Here is an 18,247-nt window from a genome sequence, read left to right on the forward strand (position 1 = left end):
ATGGTATAAAAACAGGACCTATTTATTCCAATTTTTCTGCTTTTTAAAGAGAAAAATTCTAAATAGATCCCTAGCTTTATCTGATTCATTAGTCTACTTGCTGGCGGTAGGCCTTTGGAGACTTGCCACAGAGTTTTCTAAATACTTTGTAAAAATATCCAACATTGCTGTAGCCCACTGCATAACAGACATCTTCAATACTGTCATTGGTTGACAAAAGCAACTGTTGGGCCGCCTTAATCCTCTGCTTATTCAGAAGCTCAGCAAAGGTCGAATTGGTCTCACGCTTAATCAACTGTCCTAGATAGACAGGATTGATAAAGAGGTCTTTACTGATATCCTTTAAAGACAGATCCTTTTGATAATCACGACCAATGACTTCTAGAACACTGGCGACATTTTCATTCATACGGTACTGAGCAAATAGATGAGTTAGCTTTTGCTTGATATAGTCTAGCAGGTCCTCAAAGGACATCATACCTTCAATCTCCTTGATAATGCTGGTCATATCATCTGGTTTCAAATGCTCGAACAAATGATAAACATCCATCATAAATTGGATAAAGAGCTGTTTGGTAATCGATATCCTTGGTGTGTGACTCAAAACGACACCTTTTAGCAAGTCTAATTCGTCTAAAATCTGATTGATATTCCCCTGAATAATCACACGATACATGGGTTCATAGTATTGGAAAAGGGGATCTGCCTGTTGCAGACCAACCGTCCCATAAAAAACAACTTTCTCAAGATTGAATTTGAATTGTTGCAAATTTTCTTTGTAAGGAGACACCAGCTCTATCTGGTAGAGACTCTCTTCTTTCGTACGTGATAGGAAAAGATATAGGTTTTGACCAGATACGGAATACGAAGTAGAAGCAATACCTTGAGGTACTCGGCTAGCTCCTAGCCAAATTGTTCCTTCCTTTTCTAACAGTCTAGTCAAATCCTCCTCTGATAGACCATCTTGGAAAATTGCTTCCATTTGATGGTGAGAAGATTGGTCAAATTGCTGGGAAAGTTTCTCTAAAATAGCTGCAAGCTCAACCTTATTGACAGGTTTGACCAAATAATCAGCCACCTGCAAATTTAGGGCCTTTTTGACATATTCAAACTCCTGATAGCCTGACAAGATGATAAAGGCGAGTTTAGGTAGGCTTTCTTTCATCTGGGCAATCATTTCTAGACCATTCATACCTGGCATATTGACATCGGTGATGACCAAATCAACAGGATGGTTTTTAACATAGTCCAGCGCTTCTTCAGCATCATTGGCTGTTGCCACAACCTCCATATTCCATTTTTCAAAAGGGATGAGAACTTTCAGACCTTCGGTAATCATGTATTCATCATCAACTAGTAATACTTTATGCATGGTGTTTTATTATTCATCCTTGATTTCTATAATATAGCGAACGCCCTTATTTTCTCCCGACTCTACAGCAATGCTATAGCGGTCTCCAAAGAAAAGCAAGAAACGTTCGTGGATATTGATAATCCCAATCGAGGTCCTTTTCTCCTTATTTTCCGAATTTTCCAATTGACGCTTGGCTAAAATTTGCTGGATTTCTGCAAGCTTGTCAGCCTTTATTCCACAGCCATTGTCTTGAACAATGATTTGAACTGCATCAGATTTTTTCAAGACTTTGACACTGATTACATTGTCCTTTCTGCGATAGTCTACACCGTGGGCAAAATAGTTCTCCACCAAAGGCTGAATGGTAAACTTAGGAATAATCATGCCTTTAAGCTCCTCAGCAATGGTAAAGCCATAAGCAACCGAGTTTGGATGGCGCACCATACAGAGATAACTATACTTACGACAGAATTCCAATTCGCTTTCCAGGGTTACCTGCGTCTCATCAGAAATATTGTTTCTCAGCAAGCTGCTAAATTCATAAATAATATCCGCAAGTTCTTCTTGGCTCTTCATAACCGCATACATACGGATAAACTCCAGAGTGTTATACATAAAATGCGGATTAATTTGGGCCTGCAGAGCCCGCATATTGGCATCTTTTTGACTCAGCTGTAGCTGGTAAATGTCATGAATATTGCGGTCAAGATTATCCAACATGGTGTTGGTGTTATCAGCAATTAAGAGCAATTCCTGCTCCTTGGTTGCAGTCTCAATTCTTAAGTGACTGTCTCCTTGTCCTATTGCTTGGATCGTATCCACCAAATCAATAACCTGGCGCTGATAGTTGCGGAATACTCGTTGCAGAATCAGATAAAGACTGCCTGTTAGAATTGCACTAATACCCACTATGGCAATGGCATTTACTAAACTTCTCTCTAAAACATAATGTTCTGGGACAGCCACTTGAACACCATAGCCATGAGGTGTCTCCTTGACCAGCCAATTCTTACTTTTCCCTTCCCCAAATGTCAGCATATTTTTTTGAAATGGCGAAGTTATTTTTACTAGTACAGGGGTTGTGTTTCGGATGTTGTCAATCGTTTGTTCAAAAACTTGGGAATCAATCGTTAGATAAACGACCCCGATATGGTTGCTGGTGACACTGTCATAAATAGGGATTGGAAAAGCATTCTTAGCTGGCTTATATTTACTAGCTTCAACTTGCATTCCACCTTGTTTTTGACGAGTTGAAACAAAGACTGTCTTATAATCCTGCAATGCAATATCAAAACCTGCCACAAAATCATTCTGCAGATAAATATCGGCAACATTCTCGTGTAGCGAAACTTCAACAATCCCAAGAAGACCATTATTTAAACGCCAATAAATGTATTCAGATGGCGACATGGTGAAATAATTATAGACACCTTCCAACTTGGCTTGGTTGCCTACAAGGCTTTTAGTGATTTGAACACCACGCTGATAGTAGGATTCAACTTCGTCAACAAGTCTTGTTGAAATACGCTGAGAAGTTTCTGTTACTTCTTGAACCTTGGACTGCCAGCTGGCATAAGAGATTAACAAAGCTACAAAGCCAACAATGACAAACATGGTCATTGCATAGACTCTTAGCAAGGAATTTAGCCAAAATTTTTTCATGGTTTGTCCACTAATCTAGAAGCAATCAACTGATAGACTGGTTCTAATAAATCACTGATAAAGAAATGCCAAGCCCCCAGAAAGACAAAGAAAACCAAGGCAGGCATGTAATAAAAGATTGCTATAATCATGGCCGTTCCAAATGCAATCTTAAACATTGCTCCAATATTCAAAAACATGCCAATAAAGGAAAGCTTGATCGAATTAACATAAGATAACTCGAAATAAACCTGCAATTTCAAATAAACCGCGTAAGCTAATGGCAACAGAAGAGCTAAAAGCAGGTTTAAAATACTGATAATCACAGTTAAAATAGACTGAGGAAGCTGGACAAGAAGATAGAGGCCATACAAGAAAATTGCCTCAATTGAAAGTAGGGTATAAAAAACCTGGTTAGAAAGAAGAAAGTTCTCTTTAAATAAGGACCAAGCCTCTTGCCACTTATAAGCTTTATAATCATATCGGTATTGAGCAAAAAGAGTCATTAAAACCGTACTAGCAGGTGCTAGGCCAAATAAGACACCACCACAGAGAGTCAGGACTAAAAAAATTCCCGATGCCAGCATTGCCATATAAATTTTTTGAAAAATAAATTCAATGAATTTTCCCATATCCTACCTCTTCTATTTCATCTTCAATCTAAAAATCATATAAACAAATTATACCATATTTTAGATCCTTACTCTTTTCAAAATTGAACAATCGAACAAGAAAAAAACAAGGAGGTCGGGATCTACGTCCCAACCTCAATGTTTACCTCGGCTTATTTTTTAGCAGCCAAAAATTCATCGTATTGTTTTTGCATTTCTTTCAGTACTCTGTCGTAAGCACCTTCAGATTTAAGTTTTTCCATCAATTCTGGAATAGCTTTTTCTGGGTCTACTGTACCAGTGTTAATTGCTGTTTCAAATTGTTGCATTGTATTTGTAACAGCTGTGATATCAGATTTAACTGGTTCTGTATTGAAGATAAATCCAAGAGCTGGTGATTCTTTTGCTTCAGCCAATTCTTTCTTAGAATCTTCAATTTGTTGGTCAGTTACATTTTCGTTGATGTAAAGGATCCAGTTGTTACCAGTGTTCCATCCACCCATGTGAGTGTTTCCGTTGTATCCATCAAGAACACGAACACGGTTTTCCTTACCTTCAATTTTCTCCCAGTTCTTTCCTTCTGGACCGTAAACAAGCCCGTTCAAGAGTTCTGGGTTAGTGTTCAATTCGTTCAACACTTGCATTGCTTTTTCTTTGTTCTTAGAGTTGTTTGAGATGACAAAGTTAGCAACTTGAGTTGTTTGGTTTTTCTTGATGAATTTAGTAATTGGTTTGATTTCGATCTTACGATTTGCTACACGTGAAAGCAAGCTGTTACCATAGTCAGCAGGACCTACTGTTTCTTCACGAACAAGCCATGTATCGCTGTTGTGTTCGTAAGTGGTATCACTTGTTGCTACATCTTTAGGAATGTATCCAGCATTGTAGAATTTGTGAAGAGTCTTCAAGTGTTCTACAAATCGAGGAACTTCATAACGGTTGACGATCTTAGTAGTGTCACCTTCCAGATCAATAACAAATGGAAGACCGTTTGCTACTGGGTAGTCAAAGTTTTCTGATGGAATGAAGTTTTTACCAATTGCAAATGGTACAACGTTTGGATCTTTTTCTTTGATTGCTTTCAAAACAGGTTCGAGTGTTTCATATGAATTCACGTTTGAAATGTCAATTCCATATTTTTCCAAAAGTGGACCATTGAAAGCAAAGTTTTGCGATGATGCAACGTTAGCTGCTACTGGAACAGCGTAGATCTTACCATTTACAGTGTTACCTTTGATATAAGCAGGGTCTAAAGCTTTGTAAAGTTCTTTCCCTTCTTTCTTATAAAGGTCTGTCAAGTCAGCATATGCACCTTTTTGAGCAGTTACAACATAGTTATCAGCAAAAGCGATATCATAGTTTTCACCAGATGAAGTAATGACAGACATTTTCTTGCTGTAGTCACCCCAACCAAGGTATTGCATTTCTAATTTAGCATTAACTTTCTTTTCCAAAATCTTGTTAGCATTTCCCAACAATTCGTCCAAGTTGTCTGGTTTATCACCGATTTGATACATCTTAATGGTTGTTGGACCATTTTCTGAACTAGAAGATTTACTGCTACCGCAGGCAGCCAAAGCTGTAATCAAGAGAGCGCTAGCTGAGAAGAGTGCGACTTTTTGCCACTTTTTCATAAGAAAAACTCCTTTATTTTTATTTTTTGATAAACAATTTAATAAACTGATAAGCTCAGTTACGAAGCTTGCATCAAGGAAGACTGAACTTGACAAGCAAGTTTAGGATTTTTATTCCTTGACCCCACCAATCGTTAAACCTTTTACGAAATAACGTTGGAAGAATGGGTAGAGCATTGCAATTGGCAGTGTTGCCACAACCACCATGGCCATCCGACCAGTTTCTTTAGGCAGACCACTAGCCGCACCAACAACTTGTGATGACAGACCTGCTGATTTTGCAATGTAGTCCATATTTGATTGGATTTGCATCAGCAAGTATTGCAAAGGATAGAAATCTGGATTTTTGATATAAAGCAAGGCATTGAACCAGTCATTCCAATAAGCTAGAGCTGTGAAGAGACTGATTGTTGCAATACCTGGTAGAGCAAGTGGTAAACAAATTTGGAAGAAAATCCGTGTTTCACTTGCACCATCAATCTTAGCTGATTCAAGAATCGCTTCTGGAATCGTCCGTTTAAAGAAGGTCCGCATCAAGATGATGTTAAACGGAGAGAGCAACATTGGTATAATCAAGGCTGCAATGGTATCTCCGATCCGTAGCAACTGAGTTACCACGATATATCCTGGAATCATACCTGCATTAAAGAGCATGGTAATCAAAGCAAATACGGTGAAGAAGCGTTTGTATTTAAAAGTTCTTCTAGAAATTGCGTAGGCATATGTCGTTGTCATGAAGACATTGACGCTGGTACCGACTGCTGTCACAAACAGAGTAATAAAAAGGGAGTTTAAAATTTTGTCCTTAAATTGTACCAGGAAAAGATAACCGTCAAAGCCAAATTTAGATGGCCAGAAGCTGAAACCATTTGTCGCTATTACAGACTCATTTGTAATAGAGATCATAATAACAAAGATAAATGGTAAGATACAAGATAGGGCAATAATCCCGATTAAAATACTGAAAAATAAGTTAGCTGGCTTACTGAAGGCATGGATACCAACGTTATCGATTTTTTCTTTTTTGATTTTTTCCGATTTTTTCATTGGTTCCTCCTTTCTAGAATAGCGCAGAATCTTTATCTATGCGACGAACAATCAAGTTAGATACTAAAACGAGTATTAAACCGACAACGGATTGGTACAATCCTGCGGCTGCGGCCATTGTGATGTCCCCAGTTCCTGAAAGTCCGTTGTAGACATATACATCCAAAACGTTGGTAACGCTATAGAGAGATCCTCCTCCTCCGTTACGGGTCACTGTATAGAAGAGACCGAAATCCGCGCGGAAGATATTTCCGACTGCTAAAATGGTCAAGACCGTAATCAGAGGTGTTAGCTGAGGCAAGGTAATGTTGCGAATGCGTTGCCACTTAGTAGCACCATCCACTGTTGCAGCTTCATAGTAGGTCGGGTCAATCCCCATAATGGTTGCATAGTAGATAACACTACTATATCCAAGTCCCTTCCAAATACCCAAGAAGAGCAAAAGAGCCGGCCAAATTCCTAAAGTTGTATAGAAGTTAATGGCTTCCTTTCCAAAACCTTGAAGCAAGTGATTAATCAGTCCTTTATCAATGTTTAAGAAAGCATCTACAAAGTAACTGATAATAACCCAAGACAAGAAATAAGGGAAGAGCATCGAAGTTTGGTACACTTTCACTAACTTCTTAGATCGCATTTCACTAAAGATAATCGCAATCGCCACTGCAGCAATCAAACCTAGAATGATAAATCCAAAGTTGTAGAGCAGGGTATTACGTGTAATGATAAATGCGTCCCTCGAGCTAAATAGGAATTTGAAGTTATCCCATCCCACCCATTTACTATTTAAGATACTGGCAATGAAACCATCAGGGTGAATGTGGAAATCCTGAAAGGCAACTACGTTTCCAAAAACCGGAATGTAGAAGAATAAAATCAACCAAATAACTCCTGGCAGAACCATGAGCAAGAAAACGAAATTCTCTTTTAATGTTTTTATCAACTTATTCATGCAAATCTCCCTTTCTATTTAGTTGACACCGTTTTCACATTTCTATTATATGCTTTTTTAAAAATAATTTTAAACTCCAAATTATAGAAAAAACTATACAAATTATTTATCCAATTTATAGATAAAAATGAGATGAAAAAGCCGACCCCCAAAAGGTCGGCTTTTTGCTAAGTCGTATAAATCGTTGAAGCCGTTGCAATCAAGTGCCATTGGTTGGCCGTTGTCGCTGTCAAACCTTGGTCCTTATAGAAATCATTAAAAGGCAAGATTTCTTGTTCTAATTCTTCGACACGATCGATTTGACCGCTAATGTATTGCTCTAAGCGTTCTTGTGCTCGTTTGATCCGCTTGAGTAAACCTCCAAAGCGAATGTCGATTGTGTCCAAACCAAAAATCTTATTTTCCTGCTGCCATTGGCGACTAAATTGGTCCGAAAAGTCTTCAACCATTTGGTAAAGCTGAGGCAAATCTTTTTCAGCCAAGTCTGCCAAACCTTCCTTATCCCCTTCACGATAGGCTTTCTGAATGCCAGATGTTATGGAAATCTTCAAGGCTAAGAGTGCATTTAACTGGACTTGGGTCTCAAAAATGTAAGCATATTCGCCCGCTCTTTTGCTGATTTCTCCTAACTGCTGGGCAGAGGAGGCAAAATGCTGCTTGTCTTTCTCAGGTCTGATATGCTGTTCCAACAAGGGGCAGAGAACATCCTGATAAAGGACATAGCGATTTGGATTGATACCGCTAAGATTTTCTGGCAAATCTGGCAAAAGATTGGCCAAATCTATTTTCATAAAATCATCAAAGTCAAGCCCTGTACTCACTAAAAAGTGTTCTGAAACTTTCTTCAAGTCATTTCGATAAGCTAGTTCCGCCCAAATCTGCAGAGCAGGTAAGATTGAGAATTGAGAAGTCTCTCCACCATTATCTCCCCAGCCTGTCACAATCACTTCCTTGACATGATTTTTCCGGCAGGCCTTATTGGCTTCGATGGCTACCAAGCGGCTAAAATGATTATGCGGCGTAAAGCCAATCCACTTCCAAGCACCGCCTGCAAAGGCAATATCTTGGCTGATTTTATGATGATTTTGGAAGTTACGATTGTATTTTTCCTCACTATCCTGATAATAATCCCAATAAACCAAGGTCACTCGCTCTTTTAGACGATCCAGATAAACTCGGGTTTCTTCTGGGATTTCCACATCACGGTCGTACTGACCATCTGCAGACATGAGTTTGAAGAACATATCGCTCCACATCTGACAGTGGAAACCATACTTATCTGCAATATCTAAGACTCGCTCAAGGTGTTGGCACATAAGAAGACTGCGATTTTGGAAACCATGTTGAATCAAATAACGTCCGAGTCCGACCAAGTGGGCTTCGTCCATGCCGATATTAATCTTGCGTGTACGCAGATGAGCCATGGTCTGGAACATGCCCTCGATTAGGTCATAAACTTTTTCTTCACCAATCAGCAGGATATCCTCAACATCTCGCAGTTCTTGTACTTCCTTGACACTCCATTTAACAAAAGCGGATAGGTGAGCCAAGGTTTGAATACAAGGAACAAAGCTCATATCAAAATCTGCTGCATAGTCTTCAATCTCTTGTAATTCTGCAACGGTGTAGCGTCCTCTAAAATAGCCAAAATAAGGCTGATTTTCTATCTCGTAGGTGTCTTCCATATAGAGTTCAAAGGTGGAATACCCCATCAAAGCCAAGACCTCAATCATCTGCTTAGCTGAGCTTAGGTTTAAGACGGCATTGCGGGAGCAGTCAGCCATATAAGCCAAATCCTCATAGGCTGCTTCTTCCTCAATCTGCACTTCGTCTTGACCTGATCCAAGCGCAGCAGATAAAAGCACCAAAGCTCGATAGAGCTGATGAGGTTGCTTAAAACTAACTTGATAGCGCCCCTGACGTCCTTCAACCTTGATCGATCTAGCTGAATCAGTGACAAGACTGACTTCAATCTCCCCCAAGTTCAAATACTTTTCTAAACGGGAAAGAGCTTTTTCTTGTTTACTAGATAATCCTAAGAATGTGGCCATTGGCCTTCCTCCTGTAACCAGTTTACTAAAGCACCATACAGATTAGCCTCTCCTTGGTAGGTACAAGCCAGAATCTCTGGTACAACCGAATATTCTTCATAGCGATCAACATAATAAGCAATCGCTGAGCGGATACCTTGAATAAAGTCAGGATTTTGGCTGATAGAGCCACCCAAACTAATCACATCCGGATCAAATAAATATTGGATATTGAGCAGCCCCTTGGCAAGGTTTCGGTTCATCTGCTCAATTGCAGCTTGACAAATTTTATCTCCTGCAGCTGCAGCTTCATAGATCTTCTTACCATTCCAGTCTTGCGAGCCGGTACTAGCTTGAACAGAGCGAACAAGACTACCTGTTGAAGCAAGAAGTGACCAATTCCCTAGCGTCTCAGCTGGTTCAGACAAGAGCATATAACCAAATTCTCCACCCAGATGGTGCTTGCCACGGTGCAATCCGCCATTGAGAATCAGAGCGCCACCAATACCAGTACCAACGACCACACAGGCTGCATTTTCTAGCTCAGGGTGAGCCAAAAGCTCGCTTAAACCAACACAGTTGGCATCATTTTCTAAATGAATTGGCAGACCGTATGAAGCTAGCTTATCATACCATGAGAAGCCATGAATATAAGGAACTGCACTAATACCACCAATGATGCCTGTTTCTCGATCAACTGCCCCAGGCACACTCATGGCAATGCCCTGGTACTCTCGATGAGAAAGACAAGAATCCAACCAAGCCAGCAAGTCACCTAGATTGTCAGGTGTTGCAAGGTCTTTCTTTTCCAGTATTTCCCCTTCTTTAGATATAGCTGCAAACTTGATACCTGTTCCGCCTATATCGACTGTTGCAATGACCATGTTTTTCTCCTTTACTTATTTTATTAATTCTAAGGCTAGGGTAAGACACCCCAGTCTTAGTTTAATCTTATTTCAATAGTTCTGTACGAATTTCCTGAGGTCCTAAAACTCCTGACTTTTCAGGCACTACTTCTTCTAAAAGGTTAACTAGCGTTTGGGAATCAGTCGTCACTTCTTGCTCTTCTTGGGTCATATTGTAGTAACGAAGTACAATTCCTGATTCGTTTTCAGCCACTTTCAAAGCCGTTGGACAGATTTCAGGCATGTTGAGAGCTGGGTGATCCAGGGCTTGTCCAGTTGCTACAACACTTCCTTCTTGTTTGGAAATTTGTAGAGCTGTAAACGGCGTTTGGAAGGCTTTAGCCCGACGATAAGCGCTAAAGCGCTCTTGCGGCTGGTGGCATTCCACAGTGTACTCAACTTGGAAGTCACGTAGACATTGGGCTTCTGGTGTTGGGAAATAGCCCCAGTCGCCTAGCTCACCAGTTGCCCGCAGAATGGTTACGGCAATCGTATCATCGCCTAAAATCTCATATTCATTTAGACCTTTATTAGCTACTGTGACTGCTTTTTGGTCATCATAAAGACTGACAAAAGCTTGCTGGTGCTGTGGATTTTCTGGATTTTCCCATGAAGCAGCTGGTTGATTATTACGATGAACGACTTCATAAATGCTGTCTGAATCGTTAGTTTTACTGCTGTTGTGGGTTCTGAAAAGAACACGGATGCGGTGATCCTTAGCAGTATTAGTAAAACGGGTCTTAAAGCGCAGTTGCGGACTGTCCACAAAGACTGTCAACTCAGTTGTTAAGATCATGGTTGTCAATTCTGACGAACGACCTGCTGAGCGAGTCATAAATTCGACAATACCTTTTTGCTCCTGCTCAAGCACATCATCAGCGCTTACTGGCAAGGTCAATTCATGGCTCAATTCCACCTTAGCGTAGCGAGCATTGTTTTCCAAAACCTTAACACCAGCCAGTTTTGCATAGATCGGTTCTGTATTTTTTGGCTGGAAGTAGATATATTCATTTCCAATATCGCCCCGATCTTCAAATCGGAGGAAATCTTCATAGGCTTCATGAGTTGACTTATCGTAAACGGTCAAGTCTTCATCAAAGCTAACAGTCACAAACGGAGTATCAATCACGCCATTGCGGTAGAGTCCTTCATGTTCTTCTTTTGTACCAGGGAGTAACTGGAAGGTCTTCCAAGATAGAGGTGCTAGATGAAGCGGCAAAGTCACGCGCAACTGACGAGCAATATAAGCCTGACGGAAACGATCTTTCGGAAGATCATATTGGAAATGAGCTCCCAAATCTTCGATTTTGGCTTCGACAGGACGACCATCCAAATCCTTAACAATCAAGTCTGGAATCGTCAGCTCCGCCATTCTCCGGTAGGCTTCTGTCGGATGCGCTTCCTTGAAATCACAGGTCGCAAAAGTAACATCCACAGAAACGGTATCGACCTTATCATGGAGACCAGTATTGACAACAGTGAAGAGCAGGTCACTCTCAGCTTGATGGCTATCTAATTTGCGTTTCCATTCTTCTAGCAGGTTGCCTTTGACGAATTCTCCCACTTGATTAACTTTGGCAAAGCGGGTCTCCATTTCACGGTGAACTTCGTCTACACTACAGCCACAGATGCTGTCGTGCGGAGCATTTTGCAAAAGGGTTTTCCAAGCATAAGTCAGCTGATCTTTGTGATTGTGACCGCCTGTGATAACGGTTAGTGGCTCAACTACCTGCTCTAGCAAGTTGCTGTTTTCTTGGAAGGCTTGTTTTAGATAGATACGAGCTGAGGAAGTATTAGCCAGAGTGTACCAGCCGTCAGTTTCTTGGCTGGTCAATTCGCCTTGAACTGTAGACAATTCCTCAGGAAGAGCTGCTTCCACCGCTTGCACATAGTCATCAAAAGAACTATGTACAAAGTTGATATCTGGATAAAGTTCATTAGCTAATCGAATGGCTTGACTGAGGTTGCGCTGAACTGGCTGGTGATCACAGCCGTTCATCATCAGCCATTGGTTTGTAGAGGCGTAGCTCTTCACATCTGCTAATTTTTGCTCCCAAAAAATCTTCGCTTCCTCAGGGTCGACTGGGATTTCATTCCCATTGCTATACCAGTTGGCAAAAAGGATACCTAGAACCTTACTACCATCGGCACCTTGCCAGTACATTTCAGAGTACTGAGAAGTGAATTGCTCATCCTCTAAGACTTGGTTGTCAAATCCGATTGGCTTCACTCCTCGACCGAAAGCTGCTACATGAATGCCTGATTGCTGCAACATCTGAGGTGCCTGCCCCATATTCCCAAAAGTATCTGGGAAATAACCAATCTGAGTGGACTTGCCCCACTTTTTGCACTCCTGCTGACCAATCAAGGTATTGCGGACATTGGCTTCGCTAGAAATCAGATAGTCATCCTGTAAGATATAGAAAGGCCCGATTTTCAGTTTGCCTTCGTCAATGTAGTGTTGCAGCTTGGCCCGATTTTCAGGACGGATTTCCAAATAATCATCCAAAACAATGGTTTGTCCATCTAGATGGAAGCTCTTGAAATCTGGATCATTTTCAAAAAGATCAAAAAGGTTATCAAAAAGCTCTACCAGCTGCATCCGATGGGATTCAAAAGGGAGATACCATTCTCGATCCCAGTGGCTGTGAGAAATAATATGTACGGTAATATTTTCCATTTTATACCTCTATTTTTAAAATTTTATACGTCAATTCTTAAATCGTAATGGTCTAATACTAATTCGCAGAACATCATATTTGCCCAGCTGAACCATTCACGAGAATACTTGGTCGGGTCGTCCACATGGAAGCTCTCATGCATGACACCTGTGCCTCCGTCACAATCCACCAAGAGGTCTAAGATCCGACGTTTTTCTTCCTTATCGTGCGTGGTCAAACCTTGAATTGCTAAGGCAATCGGCCAGATATAACGATAAAAGGTGTGTGAACTTCCTATTCCTGCAGCTCGCTCTCCTTCATAATAGTAAGTATTTTCAGGACTAAGAATCGTGCGACGTGTATTTTGGTAAACTTCGTCATCTATCGAGCAAAAGCCTAAATAAGGCGCTGCCAAAAGACTCGGTACATTTGGATCATCCATAATGCTAGCATGCCCCAAACCATCTACCTCAAAAGCGTAAATCTTTTCACCTTTGGCATTTTTAGTATAGGCGTAGTTTTCAATTCCTTCTTTGATTTCCTTTTGCAGGCGCTGTGCATTAGGGACAATCTCCTCAGCGCCAACCAGATTCAATTTTTCAAAGATTTCTGCCACATAACCCAAGACGACTGTTGCAAACATATTTGACGGCACTAAATAGCTGTAAATACAAGCGTCATCACTTGGACGAAAGGCTGACCAAGTCATACCTGTCACAGCAAATTCAGGTCCTTGCCCATTATTAACTAGTGTGTCTTCCTTGCGGTCCGTATCACGAACAAAACGATAAGAAGAGCGCCGGTGATCTTGTTCTACCGTCCAAACCCGAAGAATTTCTCTAACACCAGCAACAAAAGTAGCATCGAGATGGCTCGTCTCACCTGTCTCTTTCCACAAGAGGTAGGCTAATTGTAGAGGATAGCAGAGGGAATCCACTTCATACTTGCGTTCCCAAATCCAACCAGACAAGTCCGTATGGTCTGTCTCATGATGTCCCTTCCAGTTATCCGCGATATTAAATGCATTAGCATAGGGATCTTTTAAAATCAGTGTCATCTGACGTTTGACCAGACCAGCAATCGTTTTACGAGTTTTCGGATCTTCCTTAGCTACAAAGAGATAGGGCTTGAGCTGAGCTGTCGAATCTCGTAGCCACATAGCTGGAATATCTCCCGTCAAAACAAAGGTTGAGCCATCTTCTAATATTTCTACTGTATTATCCAAGGTATCTGTATAGCAACGCTCAAAAACGGATACCCAAGCTGGATGTTCGTGGGCTAACTGGGCAACCGACTCCAGCCATTTCCCAACGATCTCTTTTGAATAAACCATTATTCTCTCCTTTTTCATAGTCCTTTACATCCTCTAGTATAGGCCAAACCGTTTTTAAAATATATACACAAACTAAAGGCCTTTCGATATTATATTTTTGCCTTATCCATAGGATCGTTTTTCATGATATAATCTAGAAAAATAGGCTTCGTTGCAAGGAGATTTTATATGAAACCAATACTAGAAACAATTGATACCCGCTATGGAACGGACAATTCTCATAGCATTTCACATGGCAATACCCTACCCTATACAGGGGCACCATTTGGTATGAACTACTTCGTACCTCAAAGTAGCCATACAGACGGATCTTGGTTTTTTAATCCAGACTCACCTATTTTCCAAGGCATCCGTCTGACCCACCAACCCAGCCCTTGGATTGGTGACTACTCGTGGCTTCTCATAACTCCTGTCTCAGAAAAGATACAGCATTCAGATATTTATCACCGCCAGTCTTCTTATCGACCAGACGAGAGTATTTTCCAGCCTCATTATCTAAAAATCAACTCCAACCGCTACCACATCAGCACTGAGCTGACCCCTAGTCGCTACGGAGCTCGTTTCCGGCTGACCAACCAGAGAGAGCAACCTATCAGTCTCATTCTCCATAGTGAAGCAATGACGATTTTCCAGCAAGTAGATGCCCACACTCTCTTAGGCAGCCTCAAGGAAGAAACTCAGCCCGCCAAACGACCTTTAGACATGTATGTCTGCTTGCGCTTTGATCAGCCTATCAAAAAACAGAGTTTCTTAGACCAAGACCTTGTCCTAGATTTCGAGCAAGGGCAAGTGCAATTTTCCTTAGCCACATCTTTTATATCAGAAGAACAAGCCCTGATCAATCTACCCCAGTCTTCCTTTGACGAACTCAAAGAAGAAACTAAACAAGACTGGGAAGCCTTTCTCCATCGTTTTGATATTGTAGACCAAGGCAAGGTAGACCGGCGGATGTTTGACCAGGCTCTCTACCGGCTCTTTCTCTTTCCTCAAACCTTTTATGAGCTTGATGCAGAATGTCAAGAAATCCATTGGGATTTTACCCACCAGACTGTTCAGCCAGGGAAACTCTTTACCAATATCGGTTTTTGGGATGGATTTCGTACTAGCTTTCCTCTATTGGCCCTTATGGCGCCAGATACCTATCATGACTTTCTAGAAGGCTTTCTGAATTTCTACAAAGAAACAGGATTTTTACCAAAGTGGCTTGCTCCTGACGAACGGGGTATGATGCCAGGCACCTTGATAGACGGTGTCATTGCAGATGCTACTGCTAAAAATCTCATACCTGACTTAGAAAAAGATCTTTTCCAAGCCATGTTAGAGACAGCAGAAAAGGAAGACTCTTCTAAACGATACGGCAGGCAAGGAGCTTCGGACTATCAAACCCTAGGCTATCTGCCTTCTGACCACCATGAAAGTGTCAGCCATACCCTAGACTATAGCTATAGTGATTTTTGTATTGCCAGTCTAGCCAATAAACTCCAACAAGAACCAGTAGCTCAACGATACTCTCAGCAGTCTCTTAATTACCAGCATCTATTCGATCCAGAAACGGGCTATATAAGAGCCAAAGACCGAAACGGACAATTCCGGCCAGACTTTTCTCCATACACTTGGGGTAGAGATTATGCAGAATGCTCAGCTATTCAAAATACACTCAGTGTCTTCCATAATATTGAAGGCTTGAAAGAACTAATGGGAGGGCAAACAGCCTTCACCGACTATCTAACCAAGCTCTGCCAGGACCAGCCTTCCTATGAGGTAACAGGCTATGGCTATGAAATCCACGAAATGAGTGAAATGGCTACAGCACACTTTGGTCAACTAGCCATTTCAAATCAGCCCAGCTTTCACATCCCCTATCTCTTCCGCTACAGTGGTAAACCAGAGTATACGAGCCTACTTATTAAAAGCCTGAGAGAGCAAGGCTTCCTACCTGGCTGGCAAGCTTTTCCTGGTGACGAAGACAATGGCAGCCTCTCTGCTTGGTACATCTGGAGCGCCATCGGGCTCTATCCGACCTGTCCTGGAAAACCATTTTACGACCTAGGTATTCCCCTCTTCAACCATCTACGCCTGTATCTGCCACAAAGTCAAACATGGCTAGACATTTATGCTCATAACAACTACCCTCACTTCCAGTTCGTGACCAAGACCGAGTTAGATGGGCAGGCATTGCAACAAATTTCCCATGAAGAACTACTAGCTGCTAAGCGCCTAGACTTCCACTTGTCTTGGCTACCAAATGCTTCTAAAGAATAATATACAAAAAACGCAGAACAAAAGTTCCGCGTTTTTATTCTGAGCTTGGCTTGACCACAATTTTGACCCGATTTTGCCGACCGTCCTCTCGGCAAGCACAAAGATATAAATCTAAGTCTTCCTGACCTGTAAAAGCTAAAGTCGATAGCTTAATTTCTTTCGTCTGCTCTCCAGAGTCAAATGTGATTTCCCAAACCTGATCCAGATAAGCCGTCCCATGCGTTCCAGTACCAGGCTCTGTGACTATCTGAATTTTCTCTCTATCCTCCACTTTGTCCAAACGGCTGAGGCTGATCGAAAGGGTTTGCCCTCCGATAAGAGGAGAGCTTATTTTTGAAAATTCTAAACCAGCAACCGTATTTTTCTTTTCCAGCACAGCCGGTGTCTTATAAACTACAATTTTGTTCAAAAGGGGAAGAGCTTGAAAATCTGTCAAGGTCAATCTTAAATAGCGAGCCTCAACCATTTGTCCTAAGAGTAGGCGCTTGTAACCAATGGTCTGACCATGAGCAAAGACAATCCAGCCATTCTCTTGCTTCACTTCTAAGGTAAAGCCTGCAATCCGTTGACCTTTGGCAATGGGTTCTCGAATTTCAACGAGATTAAAGCTACGAGTCTGGCCCAAGTCAATTTCTAAGACATAGGCTGACTCGTCTGAAGCTGGCGCCCAGAAAGTGTCTTCCCGTCCATCTGTCAGATGACTAGATGGAAAGCCTTCTTTTTCATTGCTACAGCTCACCTTGGCCTGGAAGGCTAGATTATCCGTATATAAATCTGAAATGACCTGGTAAAATTCCCTCAAGCGCTGGACATCTTCTTCAGCTAATAGCCCCTCCTTAGTTGGCGGGACATTGAGTAAGAGCGGTGTCCCTCGGCCAACGGAATCCATATAGATATCCAGCAAATCAGCCAAAGATTTTGGTTGCTGACTAGCATGATAAAACCAGCCCGAGCGCAAGGAGACATCAGCTTCTCCTAAGGAATACTGTGTCCCTTGCGGATCCCCATGACAGAGATAGGCCGATGGAGTATTCTCACTTAGTCTTTCAGGTCGAATTTTCTGCCACAAAGGATCCCCAGCCCGACCTCTTTCATTTCCTATCCAACGTAGTTCAGTTGCTTCTGTCGAAAAAATCAGAGCGTCTTTTTGGTAATGACGAATGATCTCAAACCAAGATCCAAAATCATAGGTAAGCTTTTGTGCACCCTCACCTCGCGCCCCATCCATCCAGATTTCTACAAATTTCCCTTTATTGCCATAAAGCGGATTACTTAGAATTTCTTCCAGTTGCTTCTGATAGTATTCATTATAGGCTTCTTGAGTCTCAATATGATAGAGCGGACTGTGAGCATCCCAAGGAGACAAGTAAAGACCTAAATCCATATCATACCTGCTTGCTGAGCGAGAAATTTCTGCTAATAGATCACCCTTGCCATCTCTCCAGGGACTAGCTGCCACCGTATAGTCAGAGTAGCGACTCGGATAAAGGACAAAACCATCATGGTGCTTGACTACAACAACTACTCTTTTAAATCCAGTCTCTTTCAAAATCCTAATCCACTGATCTGTATCCAGTTTCGTCGGATTAAAAAGACGAGGATCTTCCTGACCATTTCCCCATTCCTGCTCATAAAAAGTATTGATACCAAAATGGATAAAAGCCGCCAATTCATCTCGATGATAAGCCAGCTGGGCTGCTGAAGGTAAGGGAGCAAAGTCCGCAATTTCGTCCATTTTTTTCATAAATATATCTATCTGCCTCATTCTTTTCTAGTAAATCTCTTTGCTAGCTCCACTATAACAAAAAAAGAAGGCGCTAA

The 18,247-nt window shown here is 41.5% G+C and carries 12 protein-coding genes; 1 reads left to right on the forward strand and 11 read right to left on the reverse strand.

What is annotated here, in order from left to right; all coding sequences use genetic code 11:
* Window positions 1-88: 88 nt before the first annotated feature.
* The 10 genes from AWH02_RS00260 to AWH02_RS00305 all read right to left on the reverse strand — a co-directional run bounded on the left by AWH02_RS00260 (window position 89) and on the right by AWH02_RS00305 (window position 14,164).
* Window positions 89-1,372, reverse strand: a complete 1,284-nt coding sequence (locus AWH02_RS00260; protein WP_060553891.1) for a response regulator transcription factor — start codon at window positions 1,370-1,372, stop codon at window positions 89-91.
* A 9-nt stretch (window positions 1,373-1,381) separates the two neighbouring features.
* Complete coding sequence (locus tag AWH02_RS00265; RefSeq protein ID WP_060553890.1) at window positions 1,382-3,016, reverse strand: sensor histidine kinase; 1,635 nt, start codon at window positions 3,014-3,016, stop codon at window positions 1,382-1,384.
* Entirely contained in the window at window positions 3,013-3,627 is a 615-nt protein-coding gene (locus tag AWH02_RS00270; protein ID WP_060553889.1) for a DUF624 domain-containing protein, read from the reverse strand. Before AWH02_RS00270 ends, AWH02_RS00265 begins: the two co-directional genes overlap by 4 nt.
* A 152-nt stretch (window positions 3,628-3,779) precedes the next feature.
* Window positions 3,780-5,240 carry an ABC transporter substrate-binding protein gene (locus AWH02_RS00275; RefSeq protein WP_060553888.1) on the reverse strand — a complete coding sequence of 487 codons (1,461 nt, stop codon included), beginning with the start codon at window positions 5,238-5,240 and terminating at the stop codon, window positions 3,780-3,782.
* A 111-nt stretch (window positions 5,241-5,351) separates the two neighbouring features.
* Entirely contained in the window at window positions 5,352-6,287 is a 936-nt protein-coding gene (locus AWH02_RS00280) for a carbohydrate ABC transporter permease (RefSeq protein WP_048774672.1), read from the reverse strand.
* A gap of 13 nt (window positions 6,288-6,300) precedes the next feature.
* Window positions 6,301-7,236, reverse strand: coding sequence for an ABC transporter permease (locus AWH02_RS00285; protein ID WP_008809751.1), 936 nt, complete (start codon window positions 7,234-7,236; stop codon window positions 6,301-6,303).
* A gap of 167 nt (window positions 7,237-7,403) precedes the next feature.
* Complete coding sequence (locus tag AWH02_RS00290; protein ID WP_060553887.1) at window positions 7,404-9,287, reverse strand: family 20 glycosylhydrolase; 1,884 nt, start codon at window positions 9,285-9,287, stop codon at window positions 7,404-7,406.
* Window positions 9,272-10,150, reverse strand: a complete 879-nt coding sequence (locus tag AWH02_RS00295; RefSeq protein WP_060553886.1) for an ROK family protein — start codon at window positions 10,148-10,150, stop codon at window positions 9,272-9,274. The genes AWH02_RS00290 and AWH02_RS00295 overlap by 16 nt, the downstream gene beginning before the upstream one ends.
* A 67-nt stretch (window positions 10,151-10,217) precedes the next feature.
* Window positions 10,218-12,851 carry an alpha-mannosidase gene (locus AWH02_RS00300; protein ID WP_060553885.1) on the reverse strand — a complete coding sequence of 878 codons (2,634 nt, stop codon included), beginning with the start codon at window positions 12,849-12,851 and terminating at the stop codon, window positions 10,218-10,220.
* A gap of 23 nt (window positions 12,852-12,874) precedes the next feature.
* A complete protein-coding gene (locus AWH02_RS00305) occupies window positions 12,875-14,164 on the reverse strand; it encodes a glycoside hydrolase family 125 protein (protein ID WP_060553884.1) in 1,290 nt (429 codons plus the stop codon).
* A gap of 168 nt (window positions 14,165-14,332) precedes the next feature.
* On the opposite strand from AWH02_RS00305, the gene AWH02_RS00310 reads away from it, so the two are divergent.
* Window positions 14,333-16,426: a GH92 family glycosyl hydrolase gene (locus AWH02_RS00310; protein ID WP_060553883.1), complete on the forward strand. Its 2,094-nt coding sequence runs from the start codon at window positions 14,333-14,335 to the stop codon at window positions 16,424-16,426.
* A gap of 34 nt (window positions 16,427-16,460) precedes the next feature.
* On the opposite strand, the gene AWH02_RS00315 is transcribed toward AWH02_RS00310, so the two are convergent.
* The gene (locus AWH02_RS00315; protein ID WP_398576982.1) at window positions 16,461-18,161 is read right to left on the reverse strand and encodes an alpha-L-fucosidase; all 1,701 of its coding nucleotides are present in this window, start codon (window positions 18,159-18,161) and stop codon (window positions 16,461-16,463) included.
* Between the last annotated feature and the right edge of the window lie 86 nt (window positions 18,162-18,247).

This window comes from Streptococcus gordonii (genome assembly GCF_001553855.1).
Classification (GTDB): Bacteria; Bacillota; Bacilli; order Lactobacillales; family Streptococcaceae; genus Streptococcus; species Streptococcus gordonii.

Coding starts and splice junctions, on each gene's coding strand:
- AWH02_RS00285 (WP_008809751.1), bottom strand. CDS start 7,236: ATGAATAAGTTGATAAAAACATTAAAAGAGAATTTCGTTTTCTTGCTC.
- AWH02_RS00300 (WP_060553885.1), bottom strand. CDS start 12,851: ATGGAAAATATTACCGTACATATTATTTCTCACAGCCACTGGGATCGA.
- AWH02_RS00310 (WP_060553883.1), top strand. CDS start 14,333: ATGAAACCAATACTAGAAACAATTGATACCCGCTATGGAACGGACAAT.
- AWH02_RS00305 (WP_060553884.1), bottom strand. CDS start 14,164: ATGGTTTATTCAAAAGAGATCGTTGGGAAATGGCTGGAGTCGGTTGCC.
- AWH02_RS00265 (WP_060553890.1), bottom strand. CDS start 3,016: ATGAAAAAATTTTGGCTAAATTCCTTGCTAAGAGTCTATGCAATGACC.
- AWH02_RS00260 (WP_060553891.1), bottom strand. CDS start 1,372: ATGCATAAAGTATTACTAGTTGATGATGAATACATGATTACCGAAGGT.
- AWH02_RS00270 (WP_060553889.1), bottom strand. CDS start 3,627: ATGGGAAAATTCATTGAATTTATTTTTCAAAAAATTTATATGGCAATG.
- AWH02_RS00280 (WP_048774672.1), bottom strand. CDS start 6,287: ATGAAAAAATCGGAAAAAATCAAAAAAGAAAAAATCGATAACGTTGGT.
- AWH02_RS00295 (WP_060553886.1), bottom strand. CDS start 10,150: ATGGTCATTGCAACAGTCGATATAGGCGGAACAGGTATCAAGTTTGCA.
- AWH02_RS00315 (WP_398576982.1), bottom strand. CDS start 18,161: ATGGACGAAATTGCGGACTTTGCTCCCTTACCTTCAGCAGCCCAGCTG.
- AWH02_RS00275 (WP_060553888.1), bottom strand. CDS start 5,240: ATGAAAAAGTGGCAAAAAGTCGCACTCTTCTCAGCTAGCGCTCTCTTG.
- AWH02_RS00290 (WP_060553887.1), bottom strand. CDS start 9,287: ATGGCCACATTCTTAGGATTATCTAGTAAACAAGAAAAAGCTCTTTCC.